The following is a 17,113-nucleotide window of genomic DNA, read 5'->3' on the forward strand; positions in this document are numbered from 1 at the left end:
CACCTCTCATTCCGAACCATTTATAAAGAAATTTCTAAATTCCCGTCAAAGAAATAAAGAATTTTCTCCTCTAATGTTCTGTTTGTTAAACGTTCTACTGCTTTTGCATATAACGCGATTTGAGTTTCATAGCGCTTTTTCAATATAGGCGCTGCTGCTTCAAGGCCGCCTGTAAATCTGCCTTGCACTCTATCGGTTTTATAATCTAGTAAATATAGCTTTCCGTCCGTTTCAAATAAACAGTCAATCATCCCTTGAATAAGGACAGGCTCTCCCTCTGCATCAATATGGCTGTATACCTCTTTAACAGGTAACACCATACTAAATGACACTTCTCGTTTCACCCATTCCGCTTTTTGCAGCTTTTGACCAATAGAAGTAGAGAAGAAAGCTGCAATTCCTTCTTGATCAATTGACTGGACTTGCTCATTTGTTAGCAAGTCTCTCTGCTGTAAGGAATCGAGCAGCTGCTGTATACGTGAATCATCATAGGGCTCGTCAGAAGGAAGCGGAATATGCTGCATGACTGTATGCATTGCGGTGCCTTGCTCTGCAGCTGTGAGTGCTTTTTTCTTCATGAAAGCCGGCCGGTCATATATTGTTGCACGAGCTTTTCGAAGAGAAGAAGGAACACTGTACTCATCCTGTATTTCTTTCATTCTCTTTATCTCGGAAACAGACTGCTTTGTGCCGACTTGTGAGGCCGCTAGATATGGGTATCTCCATGAAAGTCTCTCTGCTACTTTCTCATCAGCATCACCATACCCTTCAACAGGCAGACCTTCCATCAAAGCTTGTACCACCTCGTCCTGCTGCTTCTTTTCAAGTGACATATCTTCTTTTAGAAGATCGGAAGCTTGAGTAAATGAGATCGTGAATGCTGATGGATGCGACAGAACAACATCACCTGTTTCTTCTAAAATAGATGACATCGCTTGATGACGGATGAGGGCAGGACCAATAAAATCTAAGTATGTTTTCGATTGATAACGTTCAAAATCAGGGAGCAGCCAATCTTCTCCGGTTGCGGCATTTTGCCATTTGCTTAATGCTTTCACCTGATTTTTGACAGAGCCGACAAGAAATAATTTTTCCTTAGCCCTTGTGAGCGCCACATATAGAACTCTCAGCTCTTCAGATAATAGCTCTTTTCTCATCTTTTTTTTCATTGCCACAAGCGGTAATGTTGCATAACTAATTCTCAGCTCAGGATGAATATATTTGCTTCCAAAGCCTAATTCTTTATCAAGTAAATAGGACTGGTTTAAGTCCATCATATTAAAGTTCCTGCCGAGTCCTGCGGTAAAAACGATTGGAAATTCCAACCCTTTACTGCTGTGGATCGTCATCATGCGAACAACGTCCTCTGTTTCACTGAACGTTTTTGCCGCACCAAGACCATCTCCACGCTCCTGCATTCTTTCAATAAAGCGAAGAAAACGGAACAGCCCTCTAAAGGCAGCTTTTTCATACTGCTTCGCTCGATCATAAAGAGCACGGAGATTCGCCTGTCTCTGCTTGCCTCCAGGCATCCCGCCAACGTAATCTAGGTACTGCGTATCGCGGTATACTTCCCAAATCAATTCCGCTACTGAATGATTCATGGAGAAATCACGCCACTTACGCAGCAACCTGAAAAACCGTTCTAGTTTTTTGCATGTAGGGTGATCTGAATGAGTCACACTCATAAATGCCTTCACAGCATCATAATAAGTGCCTTTTTTATCACTCGTGCGGATTAGTGCCATTTCATTTTCGTCTAAATGAACAATTGGTGATCTTAATACAGCTGCAAGCGGGATATCCTGATATGGATTATCGATGACTTTTAACAGAGAAAGAATCACAGACACCTCTGTTGCTTCAAAATAACCGGAGGAAAGATTCGCATACACAGGGATTCCCTGCTTCTTCAATTCCTCCATCATTTGCGGGGCCCACGGCATGGAGCGAAGCAAAATCACAATGTCCCGATACTGCAAGTTACGGGTCATTTGCTGTTTTGCATCGTACACTTGAAATGGCTGCTCCACCAATTGTCTTATTTGTTTAGCAATGACTCTCGCTTCTAGTTGTACGGTCTCTAGTTCTTCTCGCTCTTCGTCAGTTTCTGCTTCCTGTTGATCTAAATGAACAAGGAGCATTTCTGTCGTTGTATCTTTACTTTCTGGATAACTCGCTCCAAGCTTTAATTCAGCTTGTTCATCATATTCAATTTCTCCAACTGTTTCCCCCATCAGCTGTTTGAACAAAAAGTTCGTACTGTCTAACACATCTGAACGGCTGCGGAAGTTTTTATTTAAATCAATTCTCTTTCCTGTTTCTTTGCCAGCTGGTGTAAATTGTTTGTATTTGTTTAAGAAGAGCATGGGCTCAGCCAGTCTAAAACGATAAATGGACTGCTTTACATCACCAACCATAAACAGGTTGCCCTCTGCAGCATGTTCTCCTTTAGATACAAGCTTTAAAATCGTTTCTTGTACAAGGTTTGTATCTTGATATTCATCAACTAGCACTTCTTCAAACTGCTGTTGATAGTACTTGGCCGCTTCTGTTTCGATCAAATTTCCTTCCGCGTCCTGCTCTGCTAAAATGCGTAAGCAATAATGCTCTAAATCCGAAAAGTCCACGATTGATTTTTCTTGCTTCGCTCTTTCGAAACGCTGTCCAAATTGGATGACAAGCTCCACAAGCGTTTCGACCACTGGCTTCATTTCAGCTAAGCTTTTCAAATGCTGGGCGGGACTTCGCATAAAGTATTCATCTTTGAGCTTTTCTAATTGTTTTTTTGCTTGATTGCGTGCATCTGTGGCTTTTTCTAACAGCACAGGGTCATATTCGTCCCCTTTACATGTTTTAAGCCTTTTAAAATTGATGTTTGGCAAAAGCTCGTAAAGCTTCTCAAAATCATCTTGATGGCTTATTAATTCATTGACTTGCTCTAAATCATCTATAAAATTTTCTGCTCTCGGTGCTGGGCCGCCCGGTTCTTTTGATAGAGCGAGAGCTCGTTCGAGCAGTTCCAGACAGCTTTGAAAAATGAGAGAAAGATCCTCTTTGATATATGGGTAAAACGGCAATTGTTCTACTTTTGTTTGAGCATCTACATCATAAAGAGAAAGGAATGCCCTCATCCATTGCTCAGGTGAAGGGTGAGATCTGGAAAACTCATAAATTCTCTTCACAAGCCATTGCAAGTCTAAATCATGACGGTCAGAAGTGTAACGATCAACCAATTCAAAGAACGCTGGCTTTCCAGCCTTATATTCATCCTCAAACAGTTCATCTAACACTTCATCTCCTAATAATTCTCCTTCTGTTTGATCAGCCAAACGAAAGCCTGGATCAAGGTCAATCTCATAGTAAAAGGTGCGCAGAACCTGCAAGCAAAAGGAGTGCAAGGTAGAAATATTGGCACGATTCATGAGTGACAGCTGTCTTCTCATATGAAGGGACCCGGGGTTCTTAGCTAATTCCTTTTCAAGTGCTTCTGTGATCCGATGCTTCATCTCTGCCGCAGATGCATTTGTGAAAGTCACAACGAGCAGACGATCCACATCAACTGGATCTTCAGGACGGGTCATTTTTCGAATCAGCCGTTCAACCAAAACAGCTGTTTTACCTGACCCTGCCGCCGCCGCAACAAGGATATCTTGTCCTTCTGAAACGATGGCTTCCCACTGGTCATCCGTCCAAGTACTGTTATTCGGTTTTGGTATTTGCATACTGATCCCCTTCTTTTTTGATCCGGTCTATCACGACATCATCCTTTTCAGATGAAAGCACTCTAAATTCATTATCCTCTATTGATTCATCAAATTGGCAAATAGACTTAAATGAACAAAAGCGGCATGGTGTTTGATCCTTCAATTTATATGGATTAATGGCTACCTCGCCATTTGTAATTCTTTCGCCTGCCTCTTCAAACGTGCGCCGAACATGCTGTGTGAGTATATGAAAATGATCTTCACTTAAAACAGCAGAGTCAGAACGGAAAGACCCATCCTTTTTCAAGCCAGCTTGAATGACCTGTGATCTTCCTGATTCAAGCGTTTGATCCATTAGCTTTACCGCTTCTACATCTTCAAGCAATAGACCTTTCATTTTAAATTTCTTGAATATTTCCTGCTCAATTTCATCCTCTGCAAGCGGAATCGGTGCTTGAATGAGCGGATCATGAATATGGAAATATAAAATGCCAGCTGGCGTTGCTTCTACGCCGAGCCATTCCTTTGAATACGTAATAGTCAGGTCTAAGTAAGTGAGCATTTGCAAGGCCAGCCCATAGTATACTTCTGCTAGATCAAGACCTTTCTCACTCGATTTGTAGTCGACGATTCTCAACAACAGCCCTTTTGAACCTTCTGCTTTATCCACCCGGTCAATTCTTCCGACAAGCTCCATCGTGCAGCCATTTTTCAATTGAAAAGTAAACGGCGGCAGAGGTCCTTGACCGCCAAAGCCTAACTCGAGCCCAACGGGAGAAAATCCACTCACTTTTGCATGCTCACTTAAGATAGAAGAAACTCGAATCAAGATTTTCTGGAGCTTTTCTTTAATATAAGCATGCCGGTTAGAGCTTAATAAAATTTCCTTTTGAAGACGCGGAGCAAGCTGTTCGATTGCATGTCTTGAGTAGGTGACACACTCTTCCTTCGTTAGGTTTTTCCAATCCTTTTTTTGTTCAACAAGCGTATCTGAAATATGCTTTAAAGCTGAGTGAAACAGCTGGCCGATATCGGGTGCTTCCAATTTATAAAATTGCCGGTCCTTTAGTTTTAACCCGTGGGAAGCAAAGTGAGAAAACGCACACGCATTGAATTTCTCCATTCTTGAAACGCTGCCTTGGATGTGATCACCGTAAAGTTCTTTGGTGACGTTTGGTTTTAAGCGCTTCGCTCGATTTGTAAAAAACAAACTCGACAAGATGTTTTTTGATACATCCCGATGAGATGACGTCATCAAATAATTATAGACACTCCACCATACACCACTGATGGGATATTGGTTGAGCCATTGCTGCAGCTGTGAGACGGTATAAGATAACGAGACATGCTCATTCGCTACAAATTTTAATTGCTCATCGTCATCCAGCTGTTCCGGATCTAACACATACAAAGCATGCTGATGATTCGGCATAAGCTCCTGGCAATACTTGATAAGAGTCGAAGGCAATAGAGAGCGCCCCTCTTCATCTGACACCGAATAAGACAGATACAAATGATGGGATGGACTCGAAAGCGCTTGGTAAATTAAAAATTGCTCATCTAGCAGCCGTTCCTTTCCTGTCTCTGCCAGTTCTGCTCCTGCTCGTTTTAACCACTCCCGGTCATCCTCAGACAAAACACTTTCATCAGAAGGGCGTGCGGGAATAACGCCATCATTTACCCCAATGATAAACATACACTTCACTTGATACATTCTTGATAAATCCATACTTCCGATAAATACTTGGTCGAGTGAAGGCGGAATTAAAGCGAACTTTAGAGAGGCCAATCCTGTATCCATCATCTGTTGGAATAAAGGAAATGAGAGCTCCTCCTCACCGAGCATTTCAACAAATTCATCCATTAATTGAATAACAGCATCCCATACTTGTCCATGCTGCATGGCTTCAGCTAATCTACCTGCTTCCTCAGCCTCCAGCCTGGCCTTTTCAAGTTTATCCGGCACTTGTATTTCCTCTAAAAAGACATAGACTGCCTCCACCATGTCTTTGACCTTTTGCGCTTTTTTCAGCCTTTTTTGCAATTGGAAAAGCGGTGGTGCAATCCATTCCTTTACATCATTCAGCATCTGTTCCATTTCAATTTCTTGATCTGTTTGTCCAAAATCTTCATCTAAGGATTGGAATCGTCTGTAATGGAAACGGGAGCCGTTTGTCCAGCGTTCTCCTTTTACACCATAAGCAATACAGTAGTTTTCAAGCTGATCTGCCTGTTCTCTCGCTTTGTTTTTGGCAAGTTCGAGCGGAAATAAGAACTCTGTCTTCACGCAGCGAAACACAGCCTCATACCGCCAGTTCCCTTTTATGACATCCAAGCTCGAACGAATCAATTCAATGAGCGGATGATACTGCATCGATTCATTTCCATCAATAAAAAAAGGAATATCGTAATCTCGAAAAACCTCTTTTAACGTATCTTTATAGTCGTCTACATGCCGCGCTACAATCGAAATATCTCGCAGTCTGAGTCCTTCTTCTCTCACTAAATGAAGAATTTCTCTCGCTACTCCCTCAATTTCAGCTCGTTTACTTGCACTTTTAGATACTGTGAGATGAGGGGTTACTTCCTGATATGGCTGCACCGGTCTCTGCTCATATTGACGTTCTAAATAAGCAAGATCCGGCGTATGAAGATGACGGTGATTTCCCTCCAAAATGTTCTCAGAAATGACCGCTCCGCACTCTTTGGCAAGCTGATAGAGCTGGAAATACGTTTTACCTGTCATACGAAATAAATCAAGTTCATTTGGCTGCTTATCATAATAGGAACGATCCACTGTGAAAGCAGCAGTTATTTTCTCAGCATGCAGCAGAAGCTGTTCAATGACGAGAAGCTGCTGAGGTGTAAATTGATAAAAACCATCTATATAAATGTGTGCTCCTTTTATTTCTTCAGATAAAGGAATTTGCTGCGTGAGAAGCGTCAAATAGTCTTCTGAGTGCACATATTCATCTTGTAAATGCTGCTCCATCTGCTGATAAAGAACATGCAGATCATGCAATTTTTCGGCTGCCCGTCTTTCTTCTGTATACTCTGAATACATGCTCGATAATGAAATTTTTTCAATATCCTCCGGCAGCATGCAGTACCTTTTGAACTCAGCCATCGTCTTTTCGATTTGCTCCACAAACCCCGGCTTATCACTCGCTTTTTTGAATACCTTAAACTTTTCTTTCTCCTCTTCAATCACTTTTCTTAAAAGCATTTGAATTCCTGTGCTTGTCACAAATTGCCGGTTCGCTCCGCCAGTCTGCTGTAAAATAGACCAAGCAAGACGCGTGAAACTAAATACTTTGGCCCTGATCATCCCGCCAGCTTCAGACGTTTTTGCAAGCTCGTATTCCATTAAGAATGTCATTTGATCCGGGACTAAAAAAATGATTGGCGGACCCAACGGATCAAGCCGAAGCTGTTCTTTGATTTCCTCTAAGATTGCAGTCGTTTTTCCACTCCCCGATCTGCCTGCTAAAAACTGAATCTCCACGCTCCACAACACCTTTCTTATGTACTCATATTCTAGCGAAAATAAAAGTAAATAGCTATTTTCCCCTTCTCCTCCCTAAAAAAGATATAGGCACCTTTCCTCACTCTTTTCATATCATAAACCATCATGAACTCAAAGGAGGCTGGCAATATCATGTATTACGGTTATTACGACTACTCGCCATATGACATGCGCCAAAACACAAGAATCATTTCAGACCTAGAAAAATCGATCAACGGTGAATATTCTGCGATCCAATGCTACGAAAAACTTGCCCAAAGAGCAAATACTCCTGAGGCAAAAAAAATCATTCAAGAAATACGCCAGGATGAAGTCAGACACTATCAACTATTTTCAAAGCTGTATTATTCTTTAACAGGTAAAAACCACAAACCAAGCGTAACAGAACCTTGTCCAGATCAATTTAGAGAAGGACTTGTTTTCGCATTTAAAGATGAACAAAGAACGGTCGATTTTTACTTAACGGTATCAGATTATGTCCGGGATCAAGGAACAAAAGAGCTGATGAAACGTATCGCTCAAGATGAACAGCAGCATGCTGTATGGTTTTTATATCTTTTAACGCACCATGTGTCTTAGATAGTCCTATTTTAATAGGAGATCGTATGTTCCGTCAAAAAATGAAATTGTCTTTTTATTCATTCAATCTATAAAATAAAGTACTATTCTCAGCAAACCTCTCATCTCTTTCACTTTTTCAAATGTGAAAACGACAATTTGATAAATAAAAAACTCCTCTGCCACAAATAGCAGAAGGAGTTTTTTTCATGATCGTTTAATGAAATTTTGCTTCATTGCTTTGCTGCTGATGTTTTAGGACCCCATCAATGGACAGCATCTTACTGCCGCTAAGTGTTAAATAAAGTGCCATGACAAGCAGCGATAGTTCAAATTCGTAACCGCCAACAAATCCTTTAGAAAAACCAACCGTAATAATCGCCACAGCCATAATTGGTACAAATAATGCTGCGAAAATACGTGTTCCTAGACCTAAAATCAAGGCGATACCGCCGACCAGCTCAATTGTCTTTACAATATAGGCCATAAATTCCGGTACACCGATTTGTCCAAAGAATGCCGCTGTTCCTCCCAGACCTCCTTGATATGCCTGAAGTCCGTGTAGAAAGAAGATACTACCTAAAATAACACGTACGAAAAGTGTTCCTATTTCTTGATTCGTTTTCATATAGTGATTTCCTCCTGTTTTTACACTACATAATGTAATGTTAATAAGTAAAAAAAAATTAGTAATTTAGGTTAAGCATAATCATTAAGACCACCATGAGAATGGTTGATGTGACAATGGGAATGATGGGTACATTGAAAGGAATATTGTAAGTTGGATTTAAGATCTTCTGTATTCTTAAATTCAATGCCCGATCTCCAAAGGATACCGCAAACTTCGTTTGTTTTTGAAATTGAGTTCTCTTTTTAATGAGTTTCAAAAGGGCTTGCCCTACTCCAAGCTCAGTGCCTGTCTGCCGAATAGCATAGTCATCTGCGATCACTTCACGAAAAACGGAATAGCTTTGTCTCATATGCTTTAACACTGGAATGTACCAAATAACTTTTGTGAGCATTGAGAATGTGAAAGCCTTTAAAGGATCATAGCTGTATTTGTGGTGTAATTCATGATAAACAACAGCGTCAATCTCCTCTTTATCCAGCATGTCCATGAGAGATGTTGATAAATAAACCTTTGGGTGAAGCATCCCCATGGCAAAAGCAAGCGGTTCATGACAATGAAACACAATGATGTCATTTGCATATTTCTCAGATAAAGATTCGGTCGAGTGGTAATCGACTGCAAGCATCAGATTTTGCTTGAATTGAATGTACGTTTTGATTTGCTTCGTCATATAGAAAATTGCAAATCCCAGTGTGTAGAGGACTAAAGCATCTAGAAAATATTTCAAAGGAGTGAATCCATAGAATTCGAGAACAGACTGGCATACATGAATGAGATTATATGCTTGATTCCAGCCAAAAAAGCTTGAAAGCACGTAATAACCCATCTGATAAAAAATCGTTAAACCAATCAATATACCGCCTAAAAACAGCAGACTCGATTTCATTTTATTCATTTTGCTGCTCCTCTTTTTTTGATGCCAGCCTTGCTTCAAGCACTTTGAGTAATTCAGGATCAGCACTTTCAATTGCATCCACCATATGATTCACTGCCAGTGGACCAAAATCGTCCATCAGCCCTTGCGTAATCCATTTTGTCTGCTCATTTAGAAATTCTTCTTTTGTTAAAATGGGATTAAAAATAGATGAACGCCCTTTTGTTTTCTTCTCGACAATTCCCTTTTCGGTTAAGCGGTTCAGCACAGTCATCACCGTGTTGAAATTAATCGGCTTCTCATCTGACAGCTTCTGCTGCACTTCTTTAATCGGCATATCCTCACCTTGATAAAGGATCTCCATAATCCTTCCCTCTAAAGGACCGAAAAAGCGATTCAATCCCTTTTCATTATATTTAAAAGAAGGAATTTTCATGTCATCACCTCACACTAAGGATTGTAGTGTAATTGAAAATGATAGTCAACAGATAACCAAAATAGGGGAAAATCGTTGCATATTACCTTGCTTTTTGGTAAAAATTATATCCCTATTTATATCAATAGGCTATCCGATTCATGATAAGATAATCTTATGAAAATGGTAAAAAAATTCGTATTTTATTTATAGAGACTTTTGTATTATAGTGAAGATAACAACATTTCACTTACTGAACAAATTTACAGGAAGAAGGTTACATGTGATGAAACAAGGAAACAGCCTTCGATCCGATCTCATTTTGATCGCGATAAGCGGTTTAGGTGGATTTCTTTTGTCTTTAACAGGAATGTCTATTGGCTGGATGGTCGGTACATTAATCACAGCTGCATTTATTGCCATGCGACGTCCAACCCTGTTTCAGCGTAAAGGAAACAACACCTTGCGTATTCACAGCAGATGGCTACTCCTTGGTCAATTTATTCTCGGAATCGAACTCGGACAAAAAATGAACATGAAAGTTCTTCATATTTTCGCTGAACATTGGCTCCCTGTGAGTTTCATGCTCGTTTTTTCTATTCTACTGGCGATGCTTTCTGGCTTTGCCTTGTGGAAGCTGAGTAAAACAGATATGCTGACCAGCTTTGTCGGAACAGCACCAGGCGGTTTATCTGCTATGCCAGGGATTGCCCAAGAGGTTGGAGCAAATACCGCCGTTGTCAGTCTCGTACAAACAACACGTGTATTAATGGTCGTACTCACCATCCCATTTACGGTGTTCTATTTAAATACAAAAAATCCAGCGGATGCAGCTGCAGGCGTGCAAGGGAGCGCTTTTTCATCCGGTGTTTTCACCCTGTCAAATATCTCGTGGACTGCTGCACTTATTTTAGGTGCCTGGCTTATGTCACGCTTGGCGGTTCGTCTTCATTTCCCTGCCCCTTGGCTGATTGGCAGCATGTTAGGAGTTGCAGCTCTTCAAGTAGGTGCAGGTGCGCTCATAGGTCATGATTTAATTCCTTACTGGCCAGCACAAGCGAATATCGCATCACAGGTATTTCTAGGTGCAACCATCGGGTCAAAAATGAATAAACAGATGTTTGTCGGGCTTAAAAACACGTTAATTGTAGCCGTCGTCAGCTCAGCTGGACTGATAGCTGCAACGGTTCTCAGTTCAATTGCCATTGCAGAGGTGACAGGCATTTCTGTCATTACAGCCATTCTTGCCTTTTCGCCTGGCGGTATTGCAGAAATGGCAACAACAGCAGTCACACTCCATGAGGACTCAACCTTTGTAGTGGCTGTACAAGTTGTTAGAATCATTCTTGTCATTGCTATGCTGCCGCCGTTTTTTCGATTCTTACATCATGTCTGGGCAAAAAGACATCCTGATTATAAAGCCGCAAAATAAAAAAAGAGACGCTTTGCATGTGCAGAGCGCCTCTTTTTTATTCACCATGATTTCTTTTGACACCAACTACTTGGTCCTTTGAAATCGTTCCAAAATGCCGGCTGTCGAAGCTATGTATTCGGTTATCTCCGATCACGAAGTAATGGTTTTTTTTGATTTTATTTTGTCCAGTGATGGCTTTCAGCTGAAAATCTCCTGTCAGGACATTCCCCATTTTATGTTTTTTCTGCTCTTTTAAATAGGGTTCTTTCCATTTTGCACCATCGACAAATAACTGATCATCGACATACTTGATCGATTCTCCTGGGAGCCCAATGACCCGTTTAATCAAAATTTGATTTTTGGGTCCGTGAAATAACACATAATCGAACCGGCTAATTTTCGTGAGTTTTGGCGAGAACTTGTTGATTAATAATTCTGTTCCATCTGTAAATGTCGGGTCCATACTAACCCCTTCTACTTTATACTTCACAAACATGAAATTCTTTACCTGGAACAATAAGACGATGCATGTAATAATCATCAACCATAGCAATGGCTTCTTTTTCATTAAGAGCCTCCTTTGTCCTCACGCTTGCTCATTCGAATGTTTAACCTATTTTCTACTCTCTTTCCAACATACCATAATAAAACGATAACTAGAACCGCAAAAACACTTCTTAACGGATTCTTTACTAAAGCGGAAAGATCATAACCGATAAAACTAATGATAAAGAGCATGACACACTTACCAGCTAAAGCAGCTAATGAAAATTGCCACATGCTAATTCTTGATAAGCCTGCGACAACATTGACGGCAGCAGAAGGTGTAAAAGGAAAGCAGAGTAAAATAAATAATGGACCAAATCCCCGCCTCTCCACCCAAAGCATCAATTTTTTAATGGAAGGGTGTCTGCTGATAAAGTTCAGCATTCTCATCTGTCCAAATTTTCTGATCAGTAAAAAGACAAGAATAGACCCTGCACTTGCACCGATCCAGGTTAATAAAAAGCCTTCCCAAAGGCCGAATGCATTTGCATTGGCCACCGCAAACGCCACGAGTGGTAAAAACGGAAGAAATGCTTCAATCAGAGGAAGCAATATAGCGACAATTGGTCCAAAGGCCTTGTAGCTTTCAAAAAATGATGTGATATTTTCATGAGTAAATAGAGAAAGAAATGATGTCAACTTGTTTGACTCCTTCAAGGTTTGTCTACATTTCATTTTACATGGAAAACATAAAAATATACAAATGAATCCCACTCGCCCCCTTGAGATTGTTTGACTCATTCGATATAATAAACAAGAACATTTGTTCTATTTTTAAAGAAAGCAGGCTTGGACATGACGAGACTATCAAGAATACAGCTTCAGATGATGGAACAGGCCATCTTTCTTCCAATGGTCATCTCCATCCTCAATCGTGATCTGACACACTTAAAACAACATCAAACATTTAAATTAAATGAACCATACATTCAGCTTGTGACCTCTGTGTTAAAGGAAGCGCAGAAAGCACTTTACGAACTGAAGCAGCATTTACGTAAAGAAAACATGAAGGTACAGCAAATTGAACACGATGAAGCATTTACAACGTATCTATTTATCATAAATGGCTATGAAGAAAAGCATAAATACTTTAATCCGCGTATACGTCATCGAGTAGAGGAGCTGCTGACTGGATATTTTCTGCATCAAGCAAATTAACTTCTTGCTGAAATGCGGCGTGGTACCCATGCAAAGAAAAAAGCCTGCCGCGGCGGCAGGCTCCTTCTTATTTATGATAATTCAAGCTGTTTTCTCAGCTCTGTTCTGACTTCTTCTAATCCTGGTCCATCTAACTCAAAGTAATACACATTCCCAGGCTGATAATCATGGCCCTTTAGCTGAATGGTATCCACTGATTTCAATGAGCTCAGTAATGGAAAAAGACCGATGAACTGTTTCATGGAAAGATTGGTTGAGACGTTATCACCAAGGGTATCAATGATGTTGTCGTATGACGGGATCGAAGAAATCGATTTAGATTTTTCAAAGATGGCTTGAAGTGCTTCCATTTGGCGCTTTCCGCGCATGAGGTCACTGTCTGCCTTTCTCGTTCTCACAAAGGCCAAAGCTTCTTCGCCATTCAGTCTATGAGTGCCTGTCTGCACTTGAACTTTTCCCTTTGAATCCTTTTTCATTTGTTTTGCGATGCTTTCATCTTCAATCGTTACGTCAATTCCATTTAGCTCATCCACAATGTCTTGAAACGCCTTAAAGTTCCCTGAAATCACATAGTCTACAGGAATGTTCAATAGGTTTTCGACCGTTTTGACTGACAAATCTGCACTCCCAAACGCATGGGCGTGAGCAATTTTATCATATCCTCTTCCCGGTATATCCACATAAGAATCACGAGGAATACTGAGAAGCTTAATGGTTTTGTCTGTTCGGTTCACCGCCGCCAGTAAGACCGCATCACTTCTTGCTTCGTCTACCGTTTCACCTGGACGGCTGTCAATTCCAAGCAGCAGCACCGAAAAGCTGTCCTTTCCTGGATCAAAAGCTTTCACACGCTTTTGCGAGGTGTCTCCTCTTTCTAATGATACTTGCGCCTTGTTCGACGCTTTTGAAATTTTATAGTATGCGTATCCAGTCACGGACACTGCCATCACCATAACAAATGCCATCATAAACAGCACGGCTTTTACCCAAGGCCTCAGTCTTCTCTTTGATCTTGTTTTTTTCTTCATCCTTTCCGAACCCTCACTCTATCTTAGTCTATCAATGTAGGTTCCACTATAACATATTTTGAAGAAAGTTTCCTTCATGCAACATATTTTTATGAATCCACAATAAAAAAACAGCCTGCGGCAGCGGCTGCTTTTTTCATCATGATTGAATAGTCAATTGAAATTGTCCCTTCAGTTCTTCTTCTGCTTCTTGAAATAACTGGCGCAAGCTCTCAGCATAATCACCAAGAGAGTCTTTGCTCGTTTGAAAATTCACCCATGTCAGTTCTACTGGAAGAGTCACCTCTCCTGTCAAACAGTCCCAAAGGGCATCAAGATTTTTTCCGTAATAGTCAGGAAGGTGTAAAACTGTTTTTAGCTGGTCATGAAGCTCTTCTTGCGATCTGCACGCTGCGCCATCAAGCTGCACTTTTTTCATGTTCATCTTCCCCTCTCCTCTCTATATTTTAAACGAATTGGAGGAGAAAGAGAAAGATGGACATCTTACTTTTGTTTCTGTCTGACACCTGATAGCAATAGAATGAGGCAGGCAGCCAAAACGAGCAAGAAAAAGAGGGTTAATACGATCTGAGTACCGTAAATATCAGCAAAGAGTCCAACAAAAACACTCGGAATACCAAGTCCTAAATAAGCAAACAAGTAATACCCTGCAACGGCTCTAGCCGCCTCCTTTTTCCCTCGCTCAACAATGAGCTGAAGTCCACCTAAATAAGTAAATCCATAGCAGGCAGTACCCGCCAGCATCGTGCCGGAAAGCACAAGGAAGATAGACCCGCTGCTTGCACCGTATAACAAGAGGCCATATCCGCATGGAAGACAGATAAAACCCGCAAGGAGCGCTGTACTGCTATTCATCTTGCGCACAAAGGGCTGCATCAGGACACCTGCCATATTAATTAAAAAGAGCGCCGGTCCTACCCACAATTCATAACCATTTAATTTAAGCTGTGCTGGCAAAATCGAAATGACAAGGCCGCACACCGACCACGCGATAGCAATGGCTGCATTCGCCAGCATTGTTCCTTTTGGAAATCTTGGCATGTTCATCATCGGTTTACCTGAATCTCCTTGTACAGGCGGCACGAAAAAGAAGACACCCACAATGGTTAAAATCAAAAAGGCCAGCACAATCCAATAGCTAAGCGGCGTGAGTGACACACGCTGAAAAGATAGAAGTGCCGTAAAAAGAGCACCGCCCCCAAATCCAACCGAACTGCATAGCGCAATAAAAGTTGGAATCCAGCCTGATTTCTCTGGATATAAAGCAATCAAATATGCGGTGCATGTTCCAACACTAAGACCAAGACCGACACCTTGCAATAGCCGGGCAGCAAAAAGCATCTGTATAGAAGGATGCACAATCATCAACAAGGTGGCACATAACGAAAAGCTAAGGGCGACCAATAAAATCGGTTTGCGACCTGCCCGGTCCGAAATGCCGCCAAGAAAAAGCAAAACTGGAATAAGTCCGAAGACATACGCGGCAAATACAAGTGCTGTTGCCGCCTTTCCGTACCCTGCTTGTTCTGCATACGCCGTATAAAGGGGCACTTGCAGATTCACAGCAATCGTAATCATAAAAAGACCTAGTAAAACGAAAATAAACGGGACGAAGGATAAGTGTGCCGTTTCTTCTTTGGATGCTGGGATCATTTGACTCTCTCCTCTATGTCATTGCATATGAGAACAGTGTACACACCATTTGGCTTACTTCCTACATCCAAAAATGACACTATTGACCAGTCCATAATTCCGTGTCATCATCATGTTATGACGTGACAATGAGAGAAGGTGCACGATGTATATTCATTTAGACCGTTCAAGCGCTACTCCGCTCTGGCAGCAAATCGTGACTGAAATCATTCAAAAAATTCATACACAAAAACTGCATCCTGACGATCAGTTAACACCAACAAGAGTGTTAGCACAGGAGCTTAATGTATCAAGATCAACCGTACAGCTTGCCTACGATGAGCTGCTGGCAAGAGGCTACGTGAGCACATCTAGAAGAGGTGGTACAAAGGTCATTTCAAGCGAACAATATACAGCTTCCCCTCCCCATCAAAGCGAACCGCCTTTCTCACCTCCGATAAGACCTCACTTTGAAGAGGCCGAAAAACAAATGGATCATTGGCTGTCAGCCAATCAATTTCATGAGAAGCTTGATATTGATTTTCGTCATCAGGAGCCAGCCATCGACGACCACTTTCAAAACATATGGAAACGCTCGCTCATGAAAGCATTACAGCGATTAGATATGAAGGATTGGGGCTATTCCTCTCCGCATGGATTATGGGAAGTGCGTTCAGAAATACGCCAATACTTATCTGTTGAACGCGGGATCGATGTAGAAGAAGATCAAATGGTGTTAACGGGGGGCACGCAGCAAGCCATTGATTTAATTTCACAGGTATTGCTTAAAAAAGGTGATACAGTGGCTGTTGAAGATCCAGGTTTCCCTGGGGCAAGGCTGTCGTTTATGCATCGCGAAATGAACATTCACCCCGCACCAGTTGATGAAGAAGGAATGGTGGTGAATACATTGCCCCGGCGAACAAAACTGATTGCTGTGACGCCTTCCCATCAGCGTCCAACTGGTGTATGTATGAGTGTAAACAGAAGGCAGCAGCTGCTGAAGTTTGCTGTCAGCCATCAGTCTTATATATTAGAGGACGATTTTGATGGAGATTATCGTTACCATGGCGGGCCGCTCCCTTCCCTATTTTCAGAAGCACCTGAGCATGTGATTTACATCTTAAGCTTCTCAAAGGTGCTGGCACCTGGTATCCGCCTGGCTGCCATTATCGGCTCCAAAGCAGTCATGAAAGAAATGGCCGCACTGCAATCACTCATTCAAAGACAGCTGCCCATTATGGAACAAATCACACTCGCTTCTTTTTTCAAGGAAGGAGAATTCACGCGGTATGTCAGACGAATGAGACAGCTATATAAAAAAAGACAAGCAGCCATGATGGATGCCCTTATGACACATCACTTTGACAAACACTTCCGTATCTATGGAACCGATACGGGACTTCATGTCTTTTTAGAAGGAGCGCAAGATTTTGATGAAAAAGGAAGCATCGAGGCAGCAAAAGCAGCTGGCGTTGGCATTTATCCATTAAGTCCTTATTGTTTTAAAAGCAATCGAAAGGGATTACTGCTAGGATTCGCCTGTACAGACGAAAGCATGATTCAAGAGGGCGTTCGCCGTTTAAAAAAAATAATTCACACCTAAAAAAGCCTGGAAGTAAAC

The 17,113-nt window shown here is 41.5% G+C and carries 14 protein-coding genes; 4 read left to right on the forward strand and 10 right to left on the reverse strand.

What is annotated here, in order from left to right; translation table 11 throughout:
- Positions 1-20: 20 nt before the first annotated feature.
- Entirely contained in the window at positions 21-3,725 is a 3,705-nt protein-coding gene (gene addA, locus ACLGGR_RS04155; RefSeq protein ID WP_410972550.1) for a helicase-exonuclease AddAB subunit AddA, read from the reverse strand.
- Positions 3,703-7,212 (reverse strand): helicase-exonuclease AddAB subunit AddB, encoded by a 3,510-nt coding sequence (addB, locus tag ACLGGR_RS04160; RefSeq protein ID WP_410972551.1) that lies wholly within the window; start codon positions 7,210-7,212, stop codon positions 3,703-3,705. The genes addA and addB overlap by 23 nt, the downstream gene beginning before the upstream one ends.
- Positions 7,213-7,365: 153 nt before the next feature.
- Between addB and ACLGGR_RS04165 the strand changes: the two genes are divergently transcribed.
- A complete protein-coding gene (locus ACLGGR_RS04165; protein ID WP_410972552.1) occupies positions 7,366-7,812 on the forward strand; it encodes a ferritin-like domain-containing protein in 447 nt (148 codons plus the stop codon).
- Between the two features lie 196 nt (positions 7,813-8,008).
- On the opposite strand, the gene ACLGGR_RS04170 is transcribed toward ACLGGR_RS04165, so the two are convergent.
- Genes ACLGGR_RS04170 through ACLGGR_RS04180 form a run of 3 tightly spaced genes read right to left on the reverse strand, consistent with a single transcriptional unit; the run spans position 8,009 to position 9,732 of the window.
- A complete protein-coding gene (locus ACLGGR_RS04170; protein ID WP_142944448.1) occupies positions 8,009-8,419 on the reverse strand; it encodes a DoxX family protein in 411 nt (136 codons plus the stop codon).
- Positions 8,420-8,477: 58 nt separating this feature from the next.
- A complete protein-coding gene (locus tag ACLGGR_RS04175; RefSeq protein WP_410972553.1) occupies positions 8,478-9,317 on the reverse strand; it encodes a M56 family metallopeptidase in 840 nt (279 codons plus the stop codon).
- Positions 9,310-9,732: a BlaI/MecI/CopY family transcriptional regulator gene (locus tag ACLGGR_RS04180; RefSeq protein WP_142944446.1), complete on the reverse strand. Its 423-nt coding sequence runs from the start codon at positions 9,730-9,732 to the stop codon at positions 9,310-9,312. Before ACLGGR_RS04180 ends, ACLGGR_RS04175 begins: the two co-directional genes overlap by 8 nt.
- Before the next feature lie 265 nt (positions 9,733-9,997).
- Between ACLGGR_RS04180 and ACLGGR_RS04185 the strand changes: the two genes are divergently transcribed.
- Positions 9,998-11,143, forward strand: a complete 1,146-nt coding sequence (locus tag ACLGGR_RS04185; protein WP_251215697.1) for an AbrB family transcriptional regulator — start codon at positions 9,998-10,000, stop codon at positions 11,141-11,143.
- Positions 11,144-11,180: 37 nt separating this feature from the next.
- Here ACLGGR_RS04185 and lepB read toward each other — a convergent pair whose 3' ends face one another.
- Together lepB and ACLGGR_RS04195 are read right to left on the reverse strand one after the other, a co-directional pair.
- Positions 11,181-11,693 carry a signal peptidase I gene (gene lepB, locus ACLGGR_RS04190; RefSeq protein WP_142944445.1) on the reverse strand — a complete coding sequence of 171 codons (513 nt, stop codon included), beginning with the start codon at positions 11,691-11,693 and terminating at the stop codon, positions 11,181-11,183.
- Positions 11,693-12,310, reverse strand: a complete 618-nt coding sequence (locus ACLGGR_RS04195; protein ID WP_410972554.1) for a TVP38/TMEM64 family protein — start codon at positions 12,308-12,310, stop codon at positions 11,693-11,695. Before ACLGGR_RS04195 ends, lepB begins: the two co-directional genes overlap by 1 nt.
- Before the next feature lie 156 nt (positions 12,311-12,466).
- Here ACLGGR_RS04195 and ACLGGR_RS04200 point away from each other — a divergent pair, with 156 nt between their 5' ends.
- Positions 12,467-12,829, forward strand: coding sequence for a YhjD family protein (locus tag ACLGGR_RS04200; protein ID WP_142944444.1), 363 nt, complete (start codon positions 12,467-12,469; stop codon positions 12,827-12,829).
- 71 nt (positions 12,830-12,900) lie between these two features.
- Here the strand turns inward: ACLGGR_RS04200 and ACLGGR_RS04205 are convergent, their stop codons facing one another.
- The 3 genes from ACLGGR_RS04205 to ACLGGR_RS04215 all read right to left on the reverse strand — a co-directional run bounded on the left by ACLGGR_RS04205 (position 12,901) and on the right by ACLGGR_RS04215 (position 15,510).
- Positions 12,901-13,857 carry an LCP family protein gene (locus ACLGGR_RS04205; protein WP_410972555.1) on the reverse strand — a complete coding sequence of 319 codons (957 nt, stop codon included), beginning with the start codon at positions 13,855-13,857 and terminating at the stop codon, positions 12,901-12,903.
- A gap of 139 nt (positions 13,858-13,996) precedes the next feature.
- Positions 13,997-14,275: a barstar family protein gene (locus ACLGGR_RS04210; RefSeq protein ID WP_142945010.1), complete on the reverse strand. Its 279-nt coding sequence runs from the start codon at positions 14,273-14,275 to the stop codon at positions 13,997-13,999.
- Between the two features lie 65 nt (positions 14,276-14,340).
- A complete protein-coding gene (locus tag ACLGGR_RS04215; protein WP_410972556.1) occupies positions 14,341-15,510 on the reverse strand; it encodes an MFS transporter in 1,170 nt (389 codons plus the stop codon).
- 145 nt (positions 15,511-15,655) lie between these two features.
- Between ACLGGR_RS04215 and pdxR the strand changes: the two genes are divergently transcribed.
- On the forward strand, positions 15,656-17,095 hold the full coding sequence (gene pdxR / locus ACLGGR_RS04220) for a MocR-like pyridoxine biosynthesis transcription factor PdxR (RefSeq protein ID WP_323647338.1): 1,440 nt from the start codon (positions 15,656-15,658) through the stop codon (positions 17,093-17,095).
- Positions 17,096-17,113: the final 18 nt, after the last annotated feature.

The sequence above is a fragment of the Bacillus sp. BD48 genome, from assembly GCF_046566805.1.
Lineage (GTDB): Bacteria > Bacillota > Bacilli > Bacillales > Bacillaceae > Bacillus > Bacillus safensis.